This window comes from Dactylosporangium darangshiense, assembly GCF_039537565.1.
In the GTDB taxonomy this organism is placed as follows: Bacteria; Actinomycetota; Actinomycetes; order Mycobacteriales; family Micromonosporaceae; genus Dactylosporangium; species Dactylosporangium darangshiense.
The window spans coordinates 154,763-173,665 of record NZ_BAABAT010000022.1; the positions used below are offsets into that span (position 1 = coordinate 154,763).

An 18,903-nucleotide genomic window follows, 5' to 3' on the forward strand; every position below is an offset into this window, starting at 1 on the left:
GGGAGCAACCATTGGCAACCGACACGGTGGCCGCCGCCGGCGCGTCCACCCCGAAACCCCCGCCGGTACGACGCGGCAAGGGCATCCGCAGCAACGAGGGCGTCGCCGGCTGGCTGTTCGTCGCCCCGGTGATCGTGCTCATCGGCCTGTTCCTGCTGCTGCCGATCCTCATGGCGCTCTGGGTGAGCCTGACCGACTGGCGGGGGCAGGGCAGCCCGTTCACCGCCGGGACCCCGTTCGTCGGCGTGGACAACTACACCCGGCTGTTCACCGAGGACAGCCTGGACCGGCGGGACTTCATGACCGCCATCCGCAACAACCTCTACTACGTCGCGCTGGTCGTACCGCTGCAGACCGCGCTGTCCCTCGGCCTCGCGCTGGTGGTCAACGCCCGCATGCTGAAGGGCAAGGCGTTCTTCCGGACCGCGTTCTACTTCCCTTCGGTCACCAGCTCGGTGGCGATCAGCGTGGTGTTCCTCTTCATGTTCTCCAGCTCCGGGGCGATCAACCAGCTGCTGTCCATGGTCGGCCTCTCCGGCCCGCAGTGGTTCTCCGACCCCAGGGGGATCGTGCACCTGCTGCTGGGCCTGGTCGGCGTCCACGACGCCCCGGCCGGGCTGGCCGGCGGCGGCCCGCTCGGCCTGAGCTGGTGGGAGTGGTTCTCCGGGCCGAGCGTGGCGATGTGCGCGATCATCATGCTCGTCGTCTGGACCACCTCGGGCACCTTCATGCTGATGTTCCTGGCCGCGCTGCAGGACGTGCCGGTGGCCCTGGAGGAGGCGGCCACCCTGGACGGCGCCGGCCGCTGGCAGCGGTTCCGCTACGTCACGCTGCCGATGATCCGGCCGACCATGCTCCTGGTGCTGACCCTCGGCCTGATCAGCACCTGGCAGGTCTTCGACCAGATCTACGTGATGAGCCAGGGCGACCCGGCCAAGACCACGCTCACCCCGGCCTACCTGTCCTACCGCACCGCGTTCCGCAACTTCGACTACGGCTCGGGCGCCGCCATCTCGTTCGTGCTCTTCCTGATCATCATCCTGCTGACCCTGCTCCAGCGCCGGATGCTGCGCGAGCGCGACGACAAGCCCCGCCGCCGCAGCCGCAGCCGGGCGGAAGGGAACGCGGCATGAACGGCCGCCGGGACCCGCGGGCGCTGGTGAGCGCCTTCCTCGGGTACGCCATCCTGATCTTCTTCGGCCTGGTCTTCCTCTATCCCTTCGTGATCCAGATCGGCAACGCGTTCAAGACCGAGGCCGACGCCTCGGCGCACCCCCTGTCCCCGATCCCGGCGGCGGTCGACCTCAACGGGTTCCACCAGTTGTTCGGCACGGACTTCCCGCTCTGGCTCGGCAACTCGGTCCTGGTCACCGTCGTCGTCACCGCCGGCCGCGTGTTCCTGGACTCCCTGGCCGGCTATGCCCTGGCCCGCCTGCGCTTCCGCGGCCGGGGCGCGGTCTTCAACGCGGTCCTGGCGGTGATGGCGGTGCCCGGCGTGGTGCTGCTGATCCCGAAGTTCCTGGTCCTCAAGCAGCTCGGCATCTACAACTCCTATGCGGGCCTGATCGTGCCGCTGCTGGCCGACGCGGCCGGCGTGTTCATCATGAAGCAGTTCTTCGAGTCCATCCCGGTCAGCGTCGAGGAGGCGGCCCGCATCGACGGCGCCGGCACCTTCCGCACCTTCTGGTCCGTCGTGCTGCCGATGGCCCGCCCCGCGCTGATCACCCTCACCATCCTGTCGTTCCAGGGCTCGTGGAACGAGTTCCCGCACACCCTGGTCGCGGTGCAGGACCCGGCGCTGTTCACCCTGCCGCGCGGCCTGGCCGACCTGGTCAGCGGCTCGCTGGGCAAGGGCAACCAGTACCCGCTCAAGCTGGGCGCGGCGCTGCTGGCCACGATCCCGGTCGCCGTCATCTTCGTGGTGTTCCAGCGGTACTTCATCCGCGGCGCCAACGAGGGTGGCGACAAGGGCTGAGCGCGGGCCGGACAACAGCGGGCCGCGGAACACGCGGGTGCTGCTCTATGATCCGGCGCGTGCGCAAGCCACTCGCGTTCATCCTGGTCGTTGCGGTGCTGGCGCTCGCCGGCTGCAACGACGACGGGAAGAGGGCGCCGGCGGGCGGCGGCGCGAGCGACGGGGAGGCGCACAGGAGGTCGTGTACATGGGCGGCGTGGCCCGCTTCTGGGTGCCGCAGTCCTGGGAGGTCGAGGAGTCCGAGGAGCACGGCGGGCGCTACTACGACCCCGACGGCGACGCGGTCCTGCGCCTCAACGTGCTGGTCTTCGGCACGGCGAACGCGACCGGGCCGCCGGTGCTGCGGTTCCCGCGCAAGCCCGGCGAGCGGCAGATCGACGGCGGCACCCTGCCCAACGACTGCGAGTTCGACGTGTACGAGTTCGACACCGTCGACGACGACGGCGTGCTGCACATCCGGTACTGGCAGATCTCGCAGGTCCTGCCGGGGCAGGTCCGCGTGTACCTGTTCTCCTACGCGTACCCGGAGTATGCCGCCGCCGCACTCGCGCCCGAGATCGACGTGCTCGACCGCGAGCTGCGCCGCATGATCCCGCACCCCGACCCGATATGACGCCCGAGACCGACGCCGTGCTCGCCCGCGCGCTGCACCGCCTCACGACCGACACCCTGGGCTGGCTGGGCGACCACGTCGGCGACGACCCGGACGAGCCGCGGGTCGACGCCGACGCCCTGGCCGGCATGCGGGACCTCGTCGAGCGGAGCCTGCCCGCCGAACCGGACGCCGGCTCGCTGCCGGCCGTCGCCGGCGTCTTCGTCGACGTGCAGTGGTGGCTGGGCGCCTGCGACGACGACGAGGTGGACCTCCACGTGGCGGTGAAGACGCAGGAGAGCGTCGCCTCCCACCTGCTCGACCTGCCCGACGACCAGCGCGGCCGCCTCGTCGAGCTCCTCGCGGAGCTCGCCGCGGCCGAGCGGCACGAAGGGCGCCGGTACGAGCTGCGAGTATTCGCCTATGAGTGCGGCCTGGTCGACGACGAAGCACAGGACGAGGAGCCGGACCATCGGCAGTGGGTCCGGCCCGAGGACCGTTGACGCCCACCGGCGCTGCGTCAGCCGGCCACGCCCGCGGCCGATCGCGCCGACGAATACGGTCGGTTGGGACTCATCGGTGGGTGTACCTGCGGACCGGACATCCCTAAGGTTTCCGTCGTGATCACGGATGGCTTCCGGCTGGGCATCGACTTCGGCACCTCCTCGACCGTCGCGGTGCTGGCCGGCGGCGACGGGCGCGCCCGGCCGCTGCTCTTCGACGCCTCCCCGCTGCTGTCCTCGGCCGTGTCCGTCGGCGACGGCGCGGCCCTGTTCACCGGGCTGGACGCCGAGCGGACCGCGGTCGCCTCGCCGGCCGGGCTCGAGGCCAACCCGAAGCGGCGCATCGACGACGGGACGGTGTGGCTGGGCGAGCGCGAGCACGCCGTGGTGGACCTCATCGCCGCCGTGCTCCGGCGCGTCGGCGAGGAGGCGGCCCGGGTCGCCGGGGGGCCGCTGTCCGGGGTCGTGCTGACCCACCCCGCGGTCTGGAGCCGCCCGCGCCTGGCCGTGCTCGTCGACGCCGCCCGCCGTGCCGGCTTCGGCGACGTGGGGCTGGTGGCCGAGCCGGTCGCGGCCGCCGCCTACTTCCTCGAGACCCTCGGCCGGGAGATCCCGCCGGGCCGCTCGCTCGTCGTCTACGACCTGGGCGCCGGCACGTTCGACGTGAGCGTCGTGCGGCTGGGTGTCGACGGCGCCCTGCAGGTCGTGGCGACCAACGGCCTGATCGACGTCGGCGGCCTCGACCTCGACGCCGTGGTCGTCAACCACGCCCGCACCCTGACCGCGAACGCCGAGGCCTGGGGCCGGCTGGACTGGCCGCAGTCCGCGGCCGACCGGCAGGCGCGGCAGGCGCTGTGGCGGGGCGCGCGGGCCGTGAAGGAGCAGCTGTCACGGCACACCACGGCCCGGCTGCAGGTGCCCCTGGTCGACGTCGAGCTGCACCTGACCCGCGAGGAGTTCGAGAAGGCGGCGCACCCGCACCTGGACCGCACGGTGCAGCTGACCCTGCGGACCCTGCGCGAGGCGGGGCTGCCGCCGGAGGCGATCGCCGGCGTGTTCCTGGTCGGCGGCGCGTCGCGGGTGCCGCTCGCCGGGACGCTGCTGCACCGCACGCTCGGCATCGCGCCGACCGTCATCGACCAGCCCGAGCTCGTGGTCGCCGACGGCAGCCTCCTGGCCCGTCCGGCCGCCGCGCCGGCGCCGCCCCCGCCGCCTCCGGCGCCGGCCCCCGAACCGCAGACCGGCGGCCACAGTACGAACAAACCGGAAATATCCGATTCGTCCGAGCCGGAGCTCGACAAAGAGCAGGATTCCGAGGCCGAAGACAAGGACCGGAACAAGGCCGACGACAAGGAGCGGACCGAGGCCGAAGACAAGGAGCGGACCAAGGCCGAAGACAAGGAGCGGACCAAGGCCGAAGACGACAAAGGCAAGGACGACGAGCGGCGGCGGCCGGTCTCGCGGCGGGCGCTGCTGCTGGCCGCGCTCGCCGTTCCCGTGGCCGGCGCGACGGCCGGTGCCGTGATCTGGAAGCCCTGGGACCGCGGCAACGGCGTCGAGAACCTGCCGCCGGTGCAGGGCGCGACCTTCCTGGCCGCGCTCACCGGCCACACCAACACCGTGTCGTTCCTCGACTTCCTCGCATACGACAGCGGCTGCCTCGTCTCGGCCGGCCAGGACGGCACCGTCCGCTTCTGGGACGCCCGCAAGCACAGCTCCATCGGCGAGCCGCTGACCCGCCACACGAACGCGATCTGGGGATACGCGCTCAGCACCGACGGCAAGATGCTCGTCACCGGCGGCGCCGAGGGCTTCGTGTACGTGTGGGACACGAAGACCAGGCAGTCGGGCGACCGGCCGTTCGCCACGCTGTCGGCGGTCCAGAGCGTCGCGGTGAGCGCCGACCGCAAGACGATCGCCATGGTGGACTACCGCGACCACCTCATGTATCTGCGAACCGTTGCCGACGGCCGGACCGGCCAGGCGCTGAACGACAAGGACCATCCGGTCAGCTTCGCCGCGTTCCACCCGAAGGACCGCACCATCCTCGCCACCGACTGGGGCCACGACGTGCGGCTGTGGAACGCCGAGACCGGCCAGCCGACCGGCGACCTGGGCGGCCCCACCGACGGCATCAACCGGATCCGCTTCAGCCCCGACGGCAAGCTGGTCGCCGCGGTCGGGCACGACGCCATGGTCCACCTCTGGGACACCGCCACCCAGCAGCAGACCGGCGCGCCGATGCAAAGCGGCGACAAGACGCTCATCGGCGTGGCGTTCTCGCCGGACGGCAAGGTCGTGGCCACCGGCGGCGGCGACTACGCCATCCGGCTGTGGAACGTCGCCACCCGCACCCAGATCGGCCCCGAGCTGACCGGCCACACGAACTCGGTCTTCAGCCTCGCGTTCTCGCCCGACGGCAGCATGCTCGCCAGCGGCGCCGACGACAAGACGATCCGGCTGTGGAAGCTGGTGCGCTGAGCGCACCGGCAAGCTATTGCACCGGCGGGATCCGCGACGAGCGGACGGGCTCGCGCAGGGGGCGGCCGGCGCGGAACACAGCAAGAAGCCGCTCGCCCGGCGCCGGCGAGAGGACCGCGGCGAGACGATCGGCCGTCGCCGCGCAGTCGAGGATCTGGCTCAGCGGGTGTACCGCGAGACCGCGCTGCGACAGGCCCAGCCACACCCGCAGCAGGGCGCGCCCGTGCTCGACCAGGTCGTCGGGGCCCGCGGCGCGCCCGACGAGGACGAGGACGCTGCCGTCGTAGCGCAGCAGCCCCCGCGAGGCGGCGGCGAGCAGCGCCGGCGCGCCGAGGCGGCGGGCGAGCGGGTACACGCCGGGCGCGAGGACGGCCGCCAGCCCGGACGCCTCGGCGCGGGACAGCTCCATGGCCCGGTCGGTGAGCCCGTCGAGGGCGTAGCGGGGGTGGCGCGGCGACAGGCGCAGCCACTCCCGCAGCTCGGCGGCGACCACCGGCGTGCCGAACATGTGCCGGTCGGCGGCGGCCAGCTCGCCGGTGAGCGCGCGGCAGGGCACCCGGCGCAGGTCGGCGCCGGCGGCGACCTCGGCGACGACGGCGGGGTCGAGCTCGCCGGGCTCGTAGGCGCCGCGCGCGCATCGGCGGCGCTCGAGCGCGGCGGTCGTGAACGCGGTGGCGTAGGCGGCGCCGGCCGGCAGCAGGCGGGCGACCCGCCGCTCGGCGTCGTCGACGGCGACCTCGGCGCGGACGGGCAGGCCGGCGTCGGCGGCGACGATGAGGCACGCCTCGACGAAGGCGCCGAGCGACAGGAACAGGTCCCGCCGGGTCGGGTCGGAGTCGGGCAGCTCGCGGGCCGGGTCCCAGTGCACGTCGACGGCGTCCTCGCGGTACCGCAGCATCCACGGCTGCGTGTTGTGCGCGCTCGGCGCCCGCCGGCACGCCTCCTCGCGCCGGCGCAGCTCGTCCACCCAGGTCATCGAGGGCCCCGCTCGTAGAAGGTGTAGCCGTGCAACGGGCGGCCGTTCATGCGGCGGTACTGCGCCTGCGAGCCCTGGTTGTCGCGTTCGACGTAGGTGCTGCGCAGGGCCTGGTACCCGCCGGCGCGCAGGTTGCGGTACAGCTCCCGCGACAACAGGCTCAGGTAGCCCTTGCCCTGCTCGCCGGGGACGGTGCCCTTGATGATGAGCACGGCCTCGCGGCGGTAGCGCCCGCGGGTGGCCAGCAGCCGCAGCTGGTTGAGCAGCCCGAGGCGGCCGCGGACGCGCATGAGGAACTCGGAGACGTCGGGCACGGTGACGATGAACGCGACCGGCCGGCCCTCCTTCTCCAGCCACAGCAGGAGCTTCTCGTCGAGCAGGTACGCCAGGCCGTCGGTCTGCGCGGCGAGCTCCTCGGCGCTGATCTCGGTGTAGTACCCCAGCTGCGCGAAGCTCGCGTTGAGCATCTCGCGCAGGATCGGCAGCTGCTCGGCGAACCGGCGGCGAGAGCCGTAGCGCACCGCGAGCCCCTCGGCCGCGATGCGGGTGTCGTCGAAGGAGAACGGCTCGGACTCGGGGCCGCGCAGGTCGCACAGCCACGTGTCGGCCTCGAAGCGGCGGGTGAAGCCGTGGCGCTCGTAGGCGGCCGGGTAGTACTCGGGGTTCCACGCCGAGTCGACGAACCCGCGCTCGCCGAAGCCGGAGGTGATGACCCCGCCGGTCTGGTTGGGCAGCAGCGCCACCGGGCCGAACAGCGCGTCGGCGTTGCGCCCGTGCTCGTCCATCAGCCCGAACAGCGCCGCGGCGACCGCGTCGTCGTCGACGAACTCGGTGAGGCCGAAGAGGCGGTTGCGGCGGCCGAGCTTGGCGTCGAACTTCGCGTCGGTGTGCAAGCAGGTGCGCCCGACGACGGCGCCGGTGGCGTCGCGCACGACGTAGAGCTGCACCGGGCCCCGCCACCAGCGGGTGACGACGGCGTCGTCGAGCGGCACGAACCGGTCGGCGGGGTGCAGGCGCAGCGGCAGGTCGAGGAAGGCGCGCAGGCCGGCGCGGTCGGTGACCCGCGCGACGTCGAGCGTCACGGCTGCGCCTGCCGGTGCACCGCCGGGCCCTCGGTCTCGGCGGACAGTGCCGTGTACCGCTCGATGTGCGCCATCGTGTCGCCCTCGGCCCGCCAGACGCCGTTGGAGTAGCCGCTCTCCTCGGCGGTGTAGAGGCGGATGTAGCCGCCGGTCGCGTTGCGGGTGCCGTGGTCGGTGATCCAGCACATGAGGTCGCGGTGGTGCTTGGTGCGCGCGAACTTCAGCAGCGCGTCGCGGTCGTGGAAGAACGCGATGGTGCCGAGCGTGAAGGGCCACTGCCAGTAGACGGTGTGCCAGCGGTACCCCGGCAGCCGCTTCATCTGGCGCACCATCCGGAACCATGTGAAGGACAGCACGAAGATGGAGTGCGGTCCGCGGTAGCGGGTGGCGCCCACGAACATCGCGCCGGCCTGGGCCAGCGGCGGGGCCTTGGAGAAGTCGGTGGTCCTCATGCGGCGGCGCTCCTGGCCAGGTAGACGTTCTTGATCTTGGAGCCGGTGCCGGCGAACGGGCCGGCGCCGTGGTCGTGGACGTGCACGCGCAGGTCGGCGGCGGTCGGGTCCTCGGCGAGGGACTCGGCGAAGTCGCGACTGACCTCGGCGAGGTAGCGCAGCACGCCCTGCCGGCACACCGCGGCCAGCGCGCGCCGTTCGTCGTCGCCGAGCTCGACGGCGGATCGCAGCTGCAGGTGTACCGCGGGACGATGCTCCAGGTTGTCGTGCTCCTCCAGCGACAGGCAGAAGCTCTCGATGAGGTGCGCCATCTCGTTGCCCTGGTACAGGCCGTTCTCGACGTCCTGCGGGTAGATGTTGGCGCCCATGTACGACACGGTGCTGTCGCGGCGGCCGAAGAGGAACAGCAGCGGCAGCTGCATGCGCTCGGCGCGCATCGCCGCCCGCGCCCCGGCCAGGGCCTCCGGGTCGGCGGCGAGGATCTTCACGAGGTCGTCGAAGCGCAGCAGCCGGCCCTCGTCGCCGATGTTGTACCGCGCCTTCGGGGTCATCACCGCGGTGGTGTTGATGGTGCAGAGGATCTCGTTGTCGGCGGTCGTCTCGAGATACGTCTCGAGGGGGTTGTACTGGAACACCATCGGCAGCCGGTGCTCGTCCGCGCCCAGCAGGGCGGCGCGCAGCCGCGCATCGGTGCGCAGCCGGCGGCGCAGCCAGACGGTCAGGTCGGTCTCGCCGGCCATGCCGATGGTCAGGTCGCTGGCGCCGTAGCCGGAGCGCACCTTGGCGAAGCGCCGCTCGAGGTAGTCGCGCAGCGCCTCGGTCATGCCCTCGCCGCCGACGAGCGCGGAGAGCCGGTACTGCTCCCACGGGAATTGCTCGGCGTCCATGCGGTCGAGCAGGTGCTTGAGGAATGGCGGGTAGGCGGTGATCACGTAGTCGAAGCCGGGGCCGAAGTGCCGCAGCGTGTCGACGATCTTGTCCAGGTCGGGGCCGGTGTTCTTCACCATCGCCACCCGGGCCATCGCGATGCCGGTGTTGGTCCCGGTCGCCCAGGCGCCCATCGAGTAGGCGTTGATGACGAACCGCCGCTTCGACGGGAACACCAGCGTCGTGTAGCCGGCCAGGTTCTTGTGGACGGTGCGCAGCTCGCGGCGGCTGCGGACCCAGTTGTACGGCCGGCCGGAGGAGCCGGAGGACTCGTCGACGACGCAGCCGGCGATCTCGATCCGCCCGTGCCAGCACCGCTGGTCCTCCGGGTAGGCCTTGACGTAGGACAGCTTGTCGGTGGGCGGGTACGACGACAGGTCGAACCACCGGAACCGCCAGCCGTTTCGCCGCAGGAAGTCGCCGTACGCCGGCACGTCGATGGCGGCGAACTGGCACGTCATCCACGCGTGCAGGCGGGCGAAGCGGCCCATGTACGGCCGGTAGTTGCGCGCCATGAGCCGCCACACCGCCGGATGGGCGCGGTACACGCCGTAGATCCAGGTCAGCAGGAAGCTGCAGATCCGGAGGGTCCATTGCCGCACGAACGTCACGCCGATCATTGTGGGCTCGCCGGGCGAGAACGCGTATGAGCCGTGCTACTCGGTTCGGCTGAGTAGGACGGTGCCCTATCGTGAGCGCATGCCCGGCACGCTGCTGCGCGCAGCCACGATCTGGACCGGCGCGGACTGCTCGCCCGGCCCCGGCTGGCTGCTGCTCGACGGCCCGTCGATCGCGGCGACCGGCGGGCCGGACGTGCCCCCGCCACCTGCGGAAACGGTGCTCGACCTGCCGGGCGCGCACGTCGTGCCGGGGTTCGTCGACTCGCACCTGCACGTGGGCGTGACCGCCTGGCAGCCGCGGGGCGTCGACGGTGCCGCCTGGGCGGGCCTCGGCGACGCGCTGGCCGCGGTCCGGGCCGCCGCAGTCGCCGATCCGACATCGCCGTGGCTGCTGTTCTGGAACGCCCGCCCGTTCGCCTGGCCGCAGCGCCGCCTGCCCACGGCCGCCGAGCTCGACGCCGCGGCGCCCGGCCGCCAGGTCATGCTCAGCGGGGTCGACGTGCACCGCGGCTCCCTGTCGTCCCCGGCGATGCGCGCCGTCGGCCTCACCACCGCCCGCGCCCGCTCCGGCGACGTCACCCGCGACCGCCGCGGCCGCCCGACCGGCGAGGTGTGGGAGCAGGCGTACGGCGAGGCCCTGGCCCGCGCCCTGGCCGACGTCGCCGGCCACATCGCCGAGCACGACGCCGACGCCCTGCTGCGCCACGAGCTGGACCGCTGCCTGGCGCACGGCATCACCCACGTCCACGAGGCGTACGTCGCGCCGCAGCACCACGAGCGGATGCTGCGCCTGGCGGCCGCGCCGGCACCGCGCCTGTCGTGGGCGGTCGGCGCCGCCGAGGGCCTGCTCACCCCCGTCCCCGGCCCGGCGGCGCTGCCCGACGGCCCGTACGGCGCCTCCGCGCGCGAGGTGAAGCTGTTCCTGGACGGCGGCGACCGCTGCGCCCTGCACCTGCCCTCGCGCGCCCTGGCCCGCCTGGCGGGCAGCGCGGTGCGCGAGAGCGTCGCCGCGCGCCACATCGGCCCGCTGCGCGACTCGCTGCGCCGCCCGGCGCGCATCCACGGCCGGGACCTGCGCGTGGAGTACTTGCGCTACGACGACCGCGCCCTGGCCGACGTCCTCGCCCGGTTCGTCGAGGCCGGCGTCCGCCCGCGGCTGCACGCGCTGGGCAACCTCGCGGCCCGCCAGGCCGCCACGGCCCTGCGCGCCATCGGCGCACCGCCCGGCGCGGCCGTCATCGACCACCTCGTCCTGCTCGACCCGGCGACCACCGGCCTGGTCGCCGCCTCGGGCGCCACGGCGACGTTCCAGCCCGGCTTCCCGGCCACGTTCGGCCCGCAGATCGCCGGCACCGGCACCGACCGGTACCTCACCGTCCTGGCCGGCCGCGCCCTGCTCGACGCGGGCGTGCCGCTGACGGCGGGCTCCGACCACCCGGCCGGCCCCCTCGACCCGCTGGGCAACCTGCGGCTGGCGGTCGGCCGCACCGAGCAGGCCCTCACCCCGTCGGAGGCTCTGCGCTGCTACACCACGGCGGCGGCCGCCGCGCTCGGCGCGCCGGGCGCCGGCGGCCTCTCCCCCGGCGAGCCCGCCGACCTGGTCGTCTGCGACGGCGACCCGTTCGACCCGGCGTCCCGCGTCACCCAGACCTGGGTCGCCGGCCGCCGCGCCTGGCCGTCAGGCGAGGGCGACGACCGCGGCCCCGGGTGACGGGGAGAGGATGCGCATGGCCGCCCGGGCGGTCTCGTCCGCCGGGGAGTAGACGACCAGGCGGGCCAGGGGCGGGCCACCGTTGATCATGAAGCTGGCGGTCTCGACGTGGATGCGGCCCGCGCGCGGGTGGATGAAGGTCTTGCTGCGCACCATCGGGCGGCTGACCTCGTAGCGATCCCAGTACTCGCGGAACAGCGGGGACGCCGCGAGGAGGTCGTCGCGCAGGCGTTTCCAGGCCGGGTGGTCCGGGTGGTCGGCCATCCCGGCGCGGAACAGCGCGACGTGCCGCGCGCTCTCGGCGTCGAACTCGACGACCCGGCCGTCCAGGGTGCGCTCGACGAACGCCAGCCACATGATGTTGAGCCGCTCGCGGGGGACGCCGGCGAAGCCGCCCAGGATCTCCTCGGCCTCCGGGTTGTGTGCCAGGAGGTCCCAGCGGCCGTTCACCACGTAGGCGGGGAAGGGGCGCACGGCCTCCAGGGTCGCCAGGACGGCCCCGGGCAGGGGCTGGGCCTCGCACGGGACGGCGTTGTCGAAGACACCCGCCAGGGTGAACAGGTGCGAGCGCTCGCCGGGGTCGAGGCGCAGGGTCTGCGCGACCGCGCCGAGCACCTGGGCCGACACCGTGATCTCGCGGCCCTGCTCCAGCCACGTGTACCACGTGACGCCCACGCCGGCGAGCTGCGCGACCTCCTCGCGGCGCAGGCCCGGCGTGCGACGGCGCGGGCCGACCGGCAGGCCGAAGTCGGCCGGCGAGAGGCGCTCGCGGCGGGAGCGCAAGAACTGGGCGAGCTCGCGGTGGCGACCCGGCATACGTCCAGCATGCGCCCGTCCGGCGGGTCGATCCAGGTGGCATGGATACCTGGATAACCACGCTCTGGTTCCGGTACCGGCAGCGGCGTCGACTGGTCCCATGACGCTCACGATGCCCAGGACCGAGCCGGCGGCCGTCACCACGTCGTGGCGGGCGCTGCCGGTGATCCTGCTCGCCCAGTTTCTCGCCGTCGTCGACTTCTTCATCGTCAACGTCGCGCTGCCCTCGATCGGCACCGACCTGCGCGCCGGGCCGGCGGGCGTGCAGTTCGTCGTCGCCGGGTACGGGCTGGCGTACGCCTGCTGCCTGGTCGCCGGCGGGCGGCTCGGCGACGCCTTCGGCCGGCGGCGGCTGTTCGTGCTCGGGCTCGCCGCGTTCACGCTGACCTCGCTGCTGTGCGGGCTCGCGCCGAGCGCCGCCGCGCTGGTCGCGGCCCGCGTGCTACAAGGCGTCGCCGCCGGCGCGATGGTGCCGCAGGTGCTCGCCACGATCCAGGCCACCTACGCCGGCCCGATGCGCGCGCGGGCGCTCGGGCTGTTCGGCGCCACGATCGGGGCCGGCAGCGTGGCGGGCGAGCTGATCGGGGGCGTGCTGCTGCGGGCCGACGTGGCCGGCACCGGCTGGCGGGCGATCTTCCTCGTCAACGTCCCGCTCGGCATCGCCGGGCTGTTCGCGGCGCGGCTCATGCCGCAGTCCCGCTCCTCCTCGCCCGCGCCCGTCGACCCGCGCGGCGCGCTGCTGCTGGCCGGCACCCTCGCGCTGCTGCTCGCGCCGCTGTCCGTCGGCCGCGAGCTGCACTGGCCACTGTGGACGATCGCGGCGCTGCTCGCGGTACCGCTGCTGGGCCTGGCTCTTTGGCGCGACCAGCGGGCGGCGGAGCGCGACGAGCGGCGCGCACCGATGCTGCCGCCGTCGCTGCTGCGCCGGCCCGCGGTGCGCCGGGGGCTCGCCGTGGCGCTGCTGTACTTCCCGGCCGTCGGCGGGTTCATGTTCGTCTTCGCCGTCCTCGCCCAGTCCGGGCTGGGCTGGTCGCCGCTGCGGGCCGGGCTCGGGCTCACCCCGATGGCCGCCGGCTTCCTGGTGATGTCGCTGGTCGCGGCGCGGATCGTGGCCCGGCACGGCGTTACGGCGATCGTGGTGGGCGCGTGGGGGTTCGCCGCCGGGCTGGGGGTCCTCGCGGTGCAGGCGCTGCTGTGGTACGACCGGCTGAGCCTGCTCACCGTGGCGCCCGCCATGCTGGTGACGGGCCTCGGCGGCGGCCTGGTGATGGTGCCGCTGTTCGGCGCCGTGCTCGCCACCGTGCCGCCGCAGGTCGCCGGCGCGGCCAGCGGCGCCCTCGTCACCGCGCAGCAGGCGGGGCTGGCCGCCGGCGTCGCGACCGTCGGCTCGCTCTTCGTCGCCGTCGCCGGGCGCTCCGGCTGGGCCGGCGGCGCGGTCACGGGCCTCGCCGCCTGCGCCGTGCTCGCCGCCGGCTGCGCGGTGGCGTGCGCCCGCCTGCCGCGGCGCTGATTCGCGTGAACGGGCCGCCGGCGGGTACAGCACCGGTATGAAGATCGGCATCATTGGCGCGGGCAAGATCGGCTCCACGCTGGCCCACCTGTTCACGGCGGCCGGTGACGACGTGGCCATCGCCAACTCCCGCGGCCCGGACACCCTGCGCGACCTGGAGCACCACCTCGGCCGCCACGCACACGCCGTCTCCACCGAGGAGGCGGCCCGGTACGGCGACGTCACGATCGTCGCCGTACCGTTCGGCCACTACCGGGACCTGCCCGCGCAGGCCTTCGCCGGCCGGACGGTCATCGACGCGACCAACTACTCCCCGCAGCGCGACGGGCGCGACGAGAAGCTGGAGCACGGCAGCGTGACCAGCAGCGAGCTGATGCAACGCCACCTCGCCGGCGCGCACGTGGTCAAGGCGTTCAACGCCATGCGCTGGGACCACCTGATGGACCACGGCCGCTCGGCCGGTGCCAACCAGCGCTACGGCATCCCGGTCTCCGGCGACGACCCGAACGCCAAGTGGCGGGTGTTCGACCTGATCGAGCAGATCGGGTACGAACCGGTCGACGCCGGGGCGCTCGGCGAGGGCGGGCGCAAGCACGAGCCGGGCACGGAGGTGTACACCGCCGACCTGTGGGCCGACAACCTGCGCGCCCGCATCGGCGTCGAGGGCACCTGACTCAGCCGGCCCGGGACTCCACCACGCCCGGCGCGCCGGCGGTCTTCTCGAGTTCGGCGAGCGCGGCGGACCAGGCGGGCTCGCCCGGGTAGAGCGCGCTGCGCAGGAACGCCCACGCGAGCCGCCGCAGCAGCGCGACCCGAGCGGGGCTCTCGTCGGTCGTCTCGGCGCTGTCGTAGCCGGAGACGCCCCCGAGCGAGTGCTCCGCCCCGAACAGCGTGAGCAGGCTCTTCGGGCCGGTGCCGAGCCGGTAGGCGTCGGTGAACCAGTCCGGGCCGCGCACGCTCAGCGCCGACTGGTCCTTGTCACCCGCGACCACCAGCGCCGGTGCCGCCATCGCCGCGAAGTCCGGGTTCATGAAGGGGAAGTGCTCGGCGGCGAACGGCGTCAGGTCGCCGCCCCCGGTGCCGGGCACGGCCAGCAGCACGCCGGCCCTGACCCGCGGGTCGGACAGGTCCGGCCCCGGTTCGCCGCCGGCGTCGAGGACCCGCGCGCCGAGCAGCATGCTCGCCGACTGGGCGCCCCACGAGTGCCCGGCGACGGCGATGCGGCCGCGATCGAGGCGCCCCGCGAGGCCCGGCAGCGCCGCCTCGACGAGGTCGAGGCCGTCCACGGTGCGCACGAGGTCCTCGACGCGAATGCGCCAGATGTCGTGGTACCGCGGGTCGTCCGGCCCCACGCTCAGCGTCCGCGAGTCGAGGTGCGTCGGCTGTACGACCGCGAACCCGTTCGCCGCCCAATGATCGACGAGCGGGGCGTAGCCGTCCATCGAACCGCCGAAGCCGTGCGAGAAGACGATGACGGGCAGCTCGTCTCCGCTCACCGGGGCCGACACCCTTACCTGGAGATCGTCGCCGCGGCCGGGTGCGGGCAGGACGACGGGCCGTACGGAGACGACGGGCATGCCGGAATGGTCCATGGGATGCTCCTCTGCCATCATGGACTAACGGATCAACGTTCCGTTTCCGACGATACGGAACTTGGTTCCGGTTAGCAACGCCGGCGTACGTGACGGAGGCAACGCGAGTGGCGGACAACGACGGCGGGCCGGCCCCGCGCAAGCGCGCCGACGCCCGGCGCAACGAGGAGACGCTGCTGCAGGCGGCGGCCGCGGCGTTCGTGGCGTCCGGCGTCGACGCGCCCGTGCGTGACATCGCCGCCAAGGCCGGCGTCGGCGTCGGCACCATCTACCGGCACTTCCCGACCCGGGCGGACCTCATCGTCGCCGTGTACCGCCACCAGGTCGAGGCGTGCGTGGCGGCCGGCCCGGCGCTGCTGGCCGCCGCCGCGTCGCCGCACGCCGCCCTGGCGCAGTGGGCCGATCTCTTCGTCGACTTCCTCGTCACCAAGCACGGCCTCGCCGAGGCGCTGCAGTCAGGCGATGCGACGTTCGCGAGCCTGCACGAGTACTTCCTCGACCGCCTCGTCCCCGTCTGTGCCGCCCTGCTCGACGCCGCCGCGACCGCCGGCGAGATCCGCGCCGACGTCGAGGCCCTCGAGCTCATGCGCGGCATCGGCAACCTGTGCATCGGCGCCGGCAAGGACCCCCGCTACGACGCCCGCCGCCTGGTCGCCCTCCTCCTCGCCGGGCTCCTGGTGAGCAGGCACACGCCCGATCAATAAGGGGCTCCGGTTGCGGCGCCCGGTTGCCCTCGGCGAACATGGGTGCCATGGCGCGGACGAAGGCCGTCGAAGTGGCGGACCAGCCGGACTGCTGCACCCCGCTGGTCGGCCAGCCGCTGACCGCACCGGAGGCGGTCGACACGGCGAAGGTCTTCAAGGCCCTCGGCGACCCCGTCCGGCTGCGCCTGCTGTCCCTCATCGCCGCCCGCGGCGACGGCGAGGTCTGCGTCTGCGAGCTGACGGGCGAGTTCGACGTGACCGCCCCGACGATCTCGTTCCACCTGCGCGTCCTGCGCGAGACCGGCCTGGTGACCAGCGAACGCCGCGCGACGTGGGTGTACTACCGCATCAACCGCGCCATGCTGGACCGCCTCGGCGCCTTCTTCGCCGCTCCCGCGCTGTCCGTCCCCTGAGCGCCTTCGATAACAATCACGCAAATTCGGGGTGCAGGGAGCGTGGACTCGGGGCAACGCGGAGCGTCGTTCATCGATACAGTCGGTGCCCATGATCGGCAGACTCTTCACCAATCGCTACGGCGCGACCGTCCTCGGCGTGCTGCTCGTGGCCATCGGGATCTTCGGGTTCGACAGCAGCGAGGTCAAATGCGGCAGCCAGACCATGCGGCCCGGTGACCACTGCGTCGAGACGCGCAAGGGGAGCTCGACGACGCGGACCTACGAGGAGCAGAAGTCGCAGGACCACCTGTACCGCTACGGCTGCATCATCGTCGGCACGCTCATGTTCGGCATCGGCACCGCCCTGATCATCAAGCGGCACGCCGGCGGCGGCAAGGGCGGCGCGCCGGCCGTGGCCGCGGCGCCGGCCGGCGGGCAGCCGCCGTTCCCGCCGCAGGGCCAGCCCCAGCAGCAGCCGCAGTACCCGCAGCAGCAGGCGTATCCGCCCCAGCAGCCGCGGCCGCAGGTCCCGCCCCAGCAGTAACGACGATGTCCGGGCGCTGAACCCCCACCGAAACCACCGCGGTGGGGGGTTCTTCCTGTGTCCGGCGATCATCACGGCGAGCGACCAGCGCCGATGCGCTCCCCGATGCCGGTGCGCGCGAATTGGGGCTGCCCCGCTTGATGACTGTTGATATCTTGCGGGCGTCGCATCCGCGGCCCGCCGCCTCACGCGGTGGAACATGAACGGGGGAGAAATGAAGGCTGGCTCCACCCTGCGCAAGTTAGGCATCCTGGCTGTCGCGCTGCTCACCGCCGTCCTCGGCGCACTGGTGCCCGCAACGGGCGCCGCCGCGGCCGGCACCGGGCTGGACGGGACGATCACCAACGCCCTGACCGGCGCGCCGGTCTCCGGCGCCGGGATCGTCATCCAGTTCGAGGACGGCTCGCACTGGGCGTTCACCAACAGCGACGCCACCGGGCACTTCTCGTTCCCGGACGCGGCCGCCGGGCAGTACATCGTCGACGTCACCGGCAACGGCTACGTCGAGCAGTGGCTGAACGGCAAGGCCGACCGCTACACCGCCGACAAGATCGCCGTGCCGGGCACCGTCAGCGTGTCGCTCATGCCGATCCAGTACGGCAAAATCGCCGGCAAGGTCACCAAGCCGGGCGGCGGCGGACTGCAGGACATCTACGTCGAGCTGCGCCGCGGCGGCAACTGGGTCGGGTACACCTCGACCGACACCAAGGGCCGCTACCACTTCGACAACGTCGAGACCGGCACCAACTACACGATGTTCTTCAGGTTCCCCAGCGGCCAGGTCGTCTGGTACGACCACGCCGACGAGTGGAACGCGACGCCGTTCGAGGTGAAGCCCAGCGCCACCACCACGATCGACCTCGTGCGCCCGCCGGTCGGCAACCTCCACATCAAGACCCTCGACCGGCAGACCAAGGCGCCGATCGTCAACTACTGCTGGTACTACCAGGAGGGCCCGCTGCAGTTCCAGACGGTCTGCACGGACCAGAACGGCGTCGCCAAGCTCAAGGACATCCCGGTCGGCACCTACAGCGGCGGCGGCTACGACCAGACCAACGTGTACGTCAACGGGCAGTTCGGCCCGACGGTGGTCACCGAGAACGCCACCGCGACCGCGGTCGTGAAGCTGGACAAGGCGGCGAGCCTGCACGTCACGTTCGTGGACGCCGCCACCGGCGCCGCGGTCGATGGCGGCGCCTGCATCGCCATGATGGGCGTCACCAACAGCGAGCTCGGGTGGCCGAACAACTGCGGGCCGGCGATCGACGTGAAGCCCCTGTTCCCCGGCGACAAGTTCCGGCTGTTCGTCGCGACCTCCGACCACGTGCACGGCGCGCAGTGGGTGTCGACGACCGGCGCGGGCACCGGCGACCCGGACCAGGCCAAGGTGTACTCGCCGAAGGCCGGCGAGCAGATCAACGTGACGGTCAAGCTCGACCCGGGCGGCTCGATCAGCGGCACGGTCAAGGACGCATCGACGGACGCCAACGCCCGCAGCGTCTGCCCCACCCCGACCACGCCGTCGGCGAGCTACTCCTCCAACAGCCAGGCCAACTGCGTCGACGAGTGGGCCAACGGCCAGTACACGGTGCACGACCTCGGCCCGTACCAGTGGAAGATCGCCTTCCCCGACTACAGCGGCCAGCACGCGTGGGTCTGGTCGGGCGACAAGATCAACCGGGCCCAGGCCACCCCGGTCCAGGTCATCGCCGGCCAGACCGTGAACCTGGACGTGAAGCTGCCCGCGACGGGCGCGATCAGCGGCACGGTGACCGGCCCCGCCGGCTCGTGCATCCAGTGCACCTACATCACGGTGGTGGACGCCGTCACCGGCGACAACGCGGGCGTGAGCCCGTACGTGTACCCCGACGGCACCTTCACCATCAAGGGCCTCAACACCAACGACGTCTGGCTCTACTACAGCGTCGCGGGCGAGATGGTGAAGTACCCCACCCAGTTCCACACGACGGCCGGCTCCACCACGACCGGCGTCACCATCACCCTGCCCTGACGCAACAGCCAG

At 72.9% G+C, this 18,903-nt stretch carries 18 protein-coding genes; 12 read left to right on the forward strand and 6 right to left on the reverse strand.

The genetic code is table 11. From position 1 onward, the window contains the following. Positions 1-11: 11 nt before the first annotated feature. The 5 genes from ABD901_RS33470 to ABD901_RS33490 all read left to right on the forward strand — a co-directional run bounded on the left by ABD901_RS33470 (position 12) and on the right by ABD901_RS33490 (position 5,551). The gene (locus ABD901_RS33470; protein WP_345132984.1) at positions 12-1,133 is read left to right on the forward strand and encodes a carbohydrate ABC transporter permease; all 1,122 of its coding nucleotides are present in this window, start codon (positions 12-14) and stop codon (positions 1,131-1,133) included. After that, a complete protein-coding gene (locus tag ABD901_RS33475; RefSeq protein WP_345132986.1) occupies positions 1,130-1,975 on the forward strand; it encodes a carbohydrate ABC transporter permease in 846 nt (281 codons plus the stop codon). The genes ABD901_RS33470 and ABD901_RS33475 overlap by 4 nt, the downstream gene beginning before the upstream one ends. 187 nt (positions 1,976-2,162) lie before the next feature. Beyond that, positions 2,163-2,588, forward strand: a complete 426-nt coding sequence (locus ABD901_RS33480; RefSeq protein ID WP_345132988.1) for a hypothetical protein — start codon at positions 2,163-2,165, stop codon at positions 2,586-2,588. Continuing rightward, positions 2,585-3,070, forward strand: coding sequence for a hypothetical protein (locus ABD901_RS33485; RefSeq protein WP_345132990.1), 486 nt, complete (start codon positions 2,585-2,587; stop codon positions 3,068-3,070). The genes ABD901_RS33480 and ABD901_RS33485 overlap by 4 nt, the downstream gene beginning before the upstream one ends. 117 nt (positions 3,071-3,187) lie before the next feature. After that, on the forward strand, positions 3,188-5,551 hold the full coding sequence (locus ABD901_RS33490; RefSeq protein ID WP_345132992.1) for an Hsp70 family protein: 2,364 nt from the start codon (positions 3,188-3,190) through the stop codon (positions 5,549-5,551). 13 nt (positions 5,552-5,564) lie between these two features. Here the strand turns inward: ABD901_RS33490 and ABD901_RS33495 are convergent, their stop codons facing one another. Genes ABD901_RS33495 through ABD901_RS33510 form a run of 4 tightly spaced genes read right to left on the reverse strand, consistent with a single transcriptional unit; the run spans position 5,565 to position 9,599 of the window. Further along, positions 5,565-6,527, reverse strand: coding sequence for a nitroreductase family protein (locus tag ABD901_RS33495; protein ID WP_345132994.1), 963 nt, complete (start codon positions 6,525-6,527; stop codon positions 5,565-5,567). Continuing rightward, positions 6,524-7,609, reverse strand: a complete 1,086-nt coding sequence (locus tag ABD901_RS33500; protein ID WP_345132995.1) for a hypothetical protein — start codon at positions 7,607-7,609, stop codon at positions 6,524-6,526. Before ABD901_RS33500 ends, ABD901_RS33495 begins: the two co-directional genes overlap by 4 nt. Then, complete coding sequence (locus ABD901_RS33505; protein ID WP_345132998.1) at positions 7,606-8,061, reverse strand: DUF4188 domain-containing protein; 456 nt, start codon at positions 8,059-8,061, stop codon at positions 7,606-7,608. Before ABD901_RS33505 ends, ABD901_RS33500 begins: the two co-directional genes overlap by 4 nt. Next, on the reverse strand, positions 8,058-9,599 hold the full coding sequence (locus tag ABD901_RS33510; RefSeq protein WP_345133000.1) for a phenylacetate--CoA ligase family protein: 1,542 nt from the start codon (positions 9,597-9,599) through the stop codon (positions 8,058-8,060). Before ABD901_RS33510 ends, ABD901_RS33505 begins: the two co-directional genes overlap by 4 nt. Before the next feature lie 88 nt (positions 9,600-9,687). On the opposite strand from ABD901_RS33510, the gene ABD901_RS33515 reads away from it, so the two are divergent. Then, positions 9,688-11,319: an amidohydrolase family protein gene (locus ABD901_RS33515; protein ID WP_345133002.1), complete on the forward strand. Its 1,632-nt coding sequence runs from the start codon at positions 9,688-9,690 to the stop codon at positions 11,317-11,319. Here ABD901_RS33515 and ABD901_RS33520 read toward each other — a convergent pair. Then, the gene (locus tag ABD901_RS33520) at positions 11,287-12,135 is read right to left on the reverse strand and encodes a helix-turn-helix transcriptional regulator (protein ID WP_345133004.1); all 849 of its coding nucleotides are present in this window, start codon (positions 12,133-12,135) and stop codon (positions 11,287-11,289) included. The genes ABD901_RS33515 and ABD901_RS33520 overlap by 33 nt on opposite strands. Positions 12,136-12,235: 100 nt before the next feature. On the opposite strand from ABD901_RS33520, the gene ABD901_RS33525 reads away from it, so the two are divergent. Continuing rightward, entirely contained in the window at positions 12,236-13,645 is a 1,410-nt protein-coding gene (locus ABD901_RS33525; protein WP_345133006.1) for an MFS transporter, read from the forward strand. Between the two features lie 37 nt (positions 13,646-13,682). Next, positions 13,683-14,318 carry an NADPH-dependent F420 reductase gene (locus tag ABD901_RS33530; RefSeq protein WP_345133008.1) on the forward strand — a complete coding sequence of 212 codons (636 nt, stop codon included), beginning with the start codon at positions 13,683-13,685 and terminating at the stop codon, positions 14,316-14,318. Position 14,319: 1 nt separating this feature from the next. Here the strand turns inward: ABD901_RS33530 and ABD901_RS33535 are convergent, their stop codons facing one another. Beyond that, a complete protein-coding gene (locus ABD901_RS33535) occupies positions 14,320-15,255 on the reverse strand; it encodes an alpha/beta hydrolase family protein (RefSeq protein WP_345133031.1) in 936 nt (311 codons plus the stop codon). Positions 15,256-15,344: 89 nt separating this feature from the next. Between ABD901_RS33535 and ABD901_RS33540 the strand changes: the two genes are divergently transcribed. From ABD901_RS33540 to ABD901_RS33555, 4 genes are all read left to right on the forward strand, one after another. After that, positions 15,345-15,941 (forward strand): TetR/AcrR family transcriptional regulator, encoded by a 597-nt coding sequence (locus tag ABD901_RS33540; RefSeq protein WP_345133010.1) that lies wholly within the window; start codon positions 15,345-15,347, stop codon positions 15,939-15,941. 47 nt (positions 15,942-15,988) lie between these two features. Further along, on the forward strand, positions 15,989-16,354 hold the full coding sequence (locus ABD901_RS33545; protein WP_345133012.1) for an ArsR/SmtB family transcription factor: 366 nt from the start codon (positions 15,989-15,991) through the stop codon (positions 16,352-16,354). A gap of 91 nt (positions 16,355-16,445) precedes the next feature. Further along, complete coding sequence (locus ABD901_RS33550) at positions 16,446-16,880, forward strand: hypothetical protein (protein WP_345133014.1); 435 nt, start codon at positions 16,446-16,448, stop codon at positions 16,878-16,880. 214 nt (positions 16,881-17,094) lie between these two features. Then, positions 17,095-18,891, forward strand: a complete 1,797-nt coding sequence (locus ABD901_RS33555) for a carboxypeptidase regulatory-like domain-containing protein (RefSeq protein WP_345133016.1) — start codon at positions 17,095-17,097, stop codon at positions 18,889-18,891. The last annotated feature ends 12 nt before the right edge of the window (positions 18,892-18,903 follow it).

Excerpts from the sequence above, each read along its gene's own strand:
- ABD901_RS33485 (WP_345132990.1), top strand. The coding sequence starts at position 2,585 with ATGACGCCCGAGACCGACGCCGTGCTCGCCCGCGCGCTGCACCGCCTC.
- ABD901_RS33495 (WP_345132994.1), bottom strand. The coding sequence starts at position 6,527 with ATGACCTGGGTGGACGAGCTGCGCCGGCGCGAGGAGGCGTGCCGGCGG.
- ABD901_RS33525 (WP_345133006.1), top strand. The coding sequence starts at position 12,236 with ATGACGCTCACGATGCCCAGGACCGAGCCGGCGGCCGTCACCACGTCG.
- ABD901_RS33555 (WP_345133016.1), top strand. The coding sequence starts at position 17,095 with ATGAAGGCTGGCTCCACCCTGCGCAAGTTAGGCATCCTGGCTGTCGCG.
- ABD901_RS33480 (WP_345132988.1), top strand. The coding sequence starts at position 2,163 with ATGGGCGGCGTGGCCCGCTTCTGGGTGCCGCAGTCCTGGGAGGTCGAG.
- ABD901_RS33530 (WP_345133008.1), top strand. The coding sequence starts at position 13,683 with ATGAAGATCGGCATCATTGGCGCGGGCAAGATCGGCTCCACGCTGGCC.
- ABD901_RS33505 (WP_345132998.1), bottom strand. The coding sequence starts at position 8,061 with ATGAGGACCACCGACTTCTCCAAGGCCCCGCCGCTGGCCCAGGCCGGC.
- ABD901_RS33545 (WP_345133012.1), top strand. The coding sequence starts at position 15,989 with ATGGCGCGGACGAAGGCCGTCGAAGTGGCGGACCAGCCGGACTGCTGC.
- ABD901_RS33475 (WP_345132986.1), top strand. The coding sequence starts at position 1,130 with ATGAACGGCCGCCGGGACCCGCGGGCGCTGGTGAGCGCCTTCCTCGGG.
- ABD901_RS33550 (WP_345133014.1), top strand. The coding sequence starts at position 16,446 with ATGATCGGCAGACTCTTCACCAATCGCTACGGCGCGACCGTCCTCGGC.
- ABD901_RS33515 (WP_345133002.1), top strand. The coding sequence starts at position 9,688 with ATGCCCGGCACGCTGCTGCGCGCAGCCACGATCTGGACCGGCGCGGAC.
- ABD901_RS33520 (WP_345133004.1), bottom strand. The coding sequence starts at position 12,135 with ATGCCGGGTCGCCACCGCGAGCTCGCCCAGTTCTTGCGCTCCCGCCGC.
- ABD901_RS33535 (WP_345133031.1), bottom strand. The coding sequence starts at position 15,255 with ATGGCAGAGGAGCATCCCATGGACCATTCCGGCATGCCCGTCGTCTCC.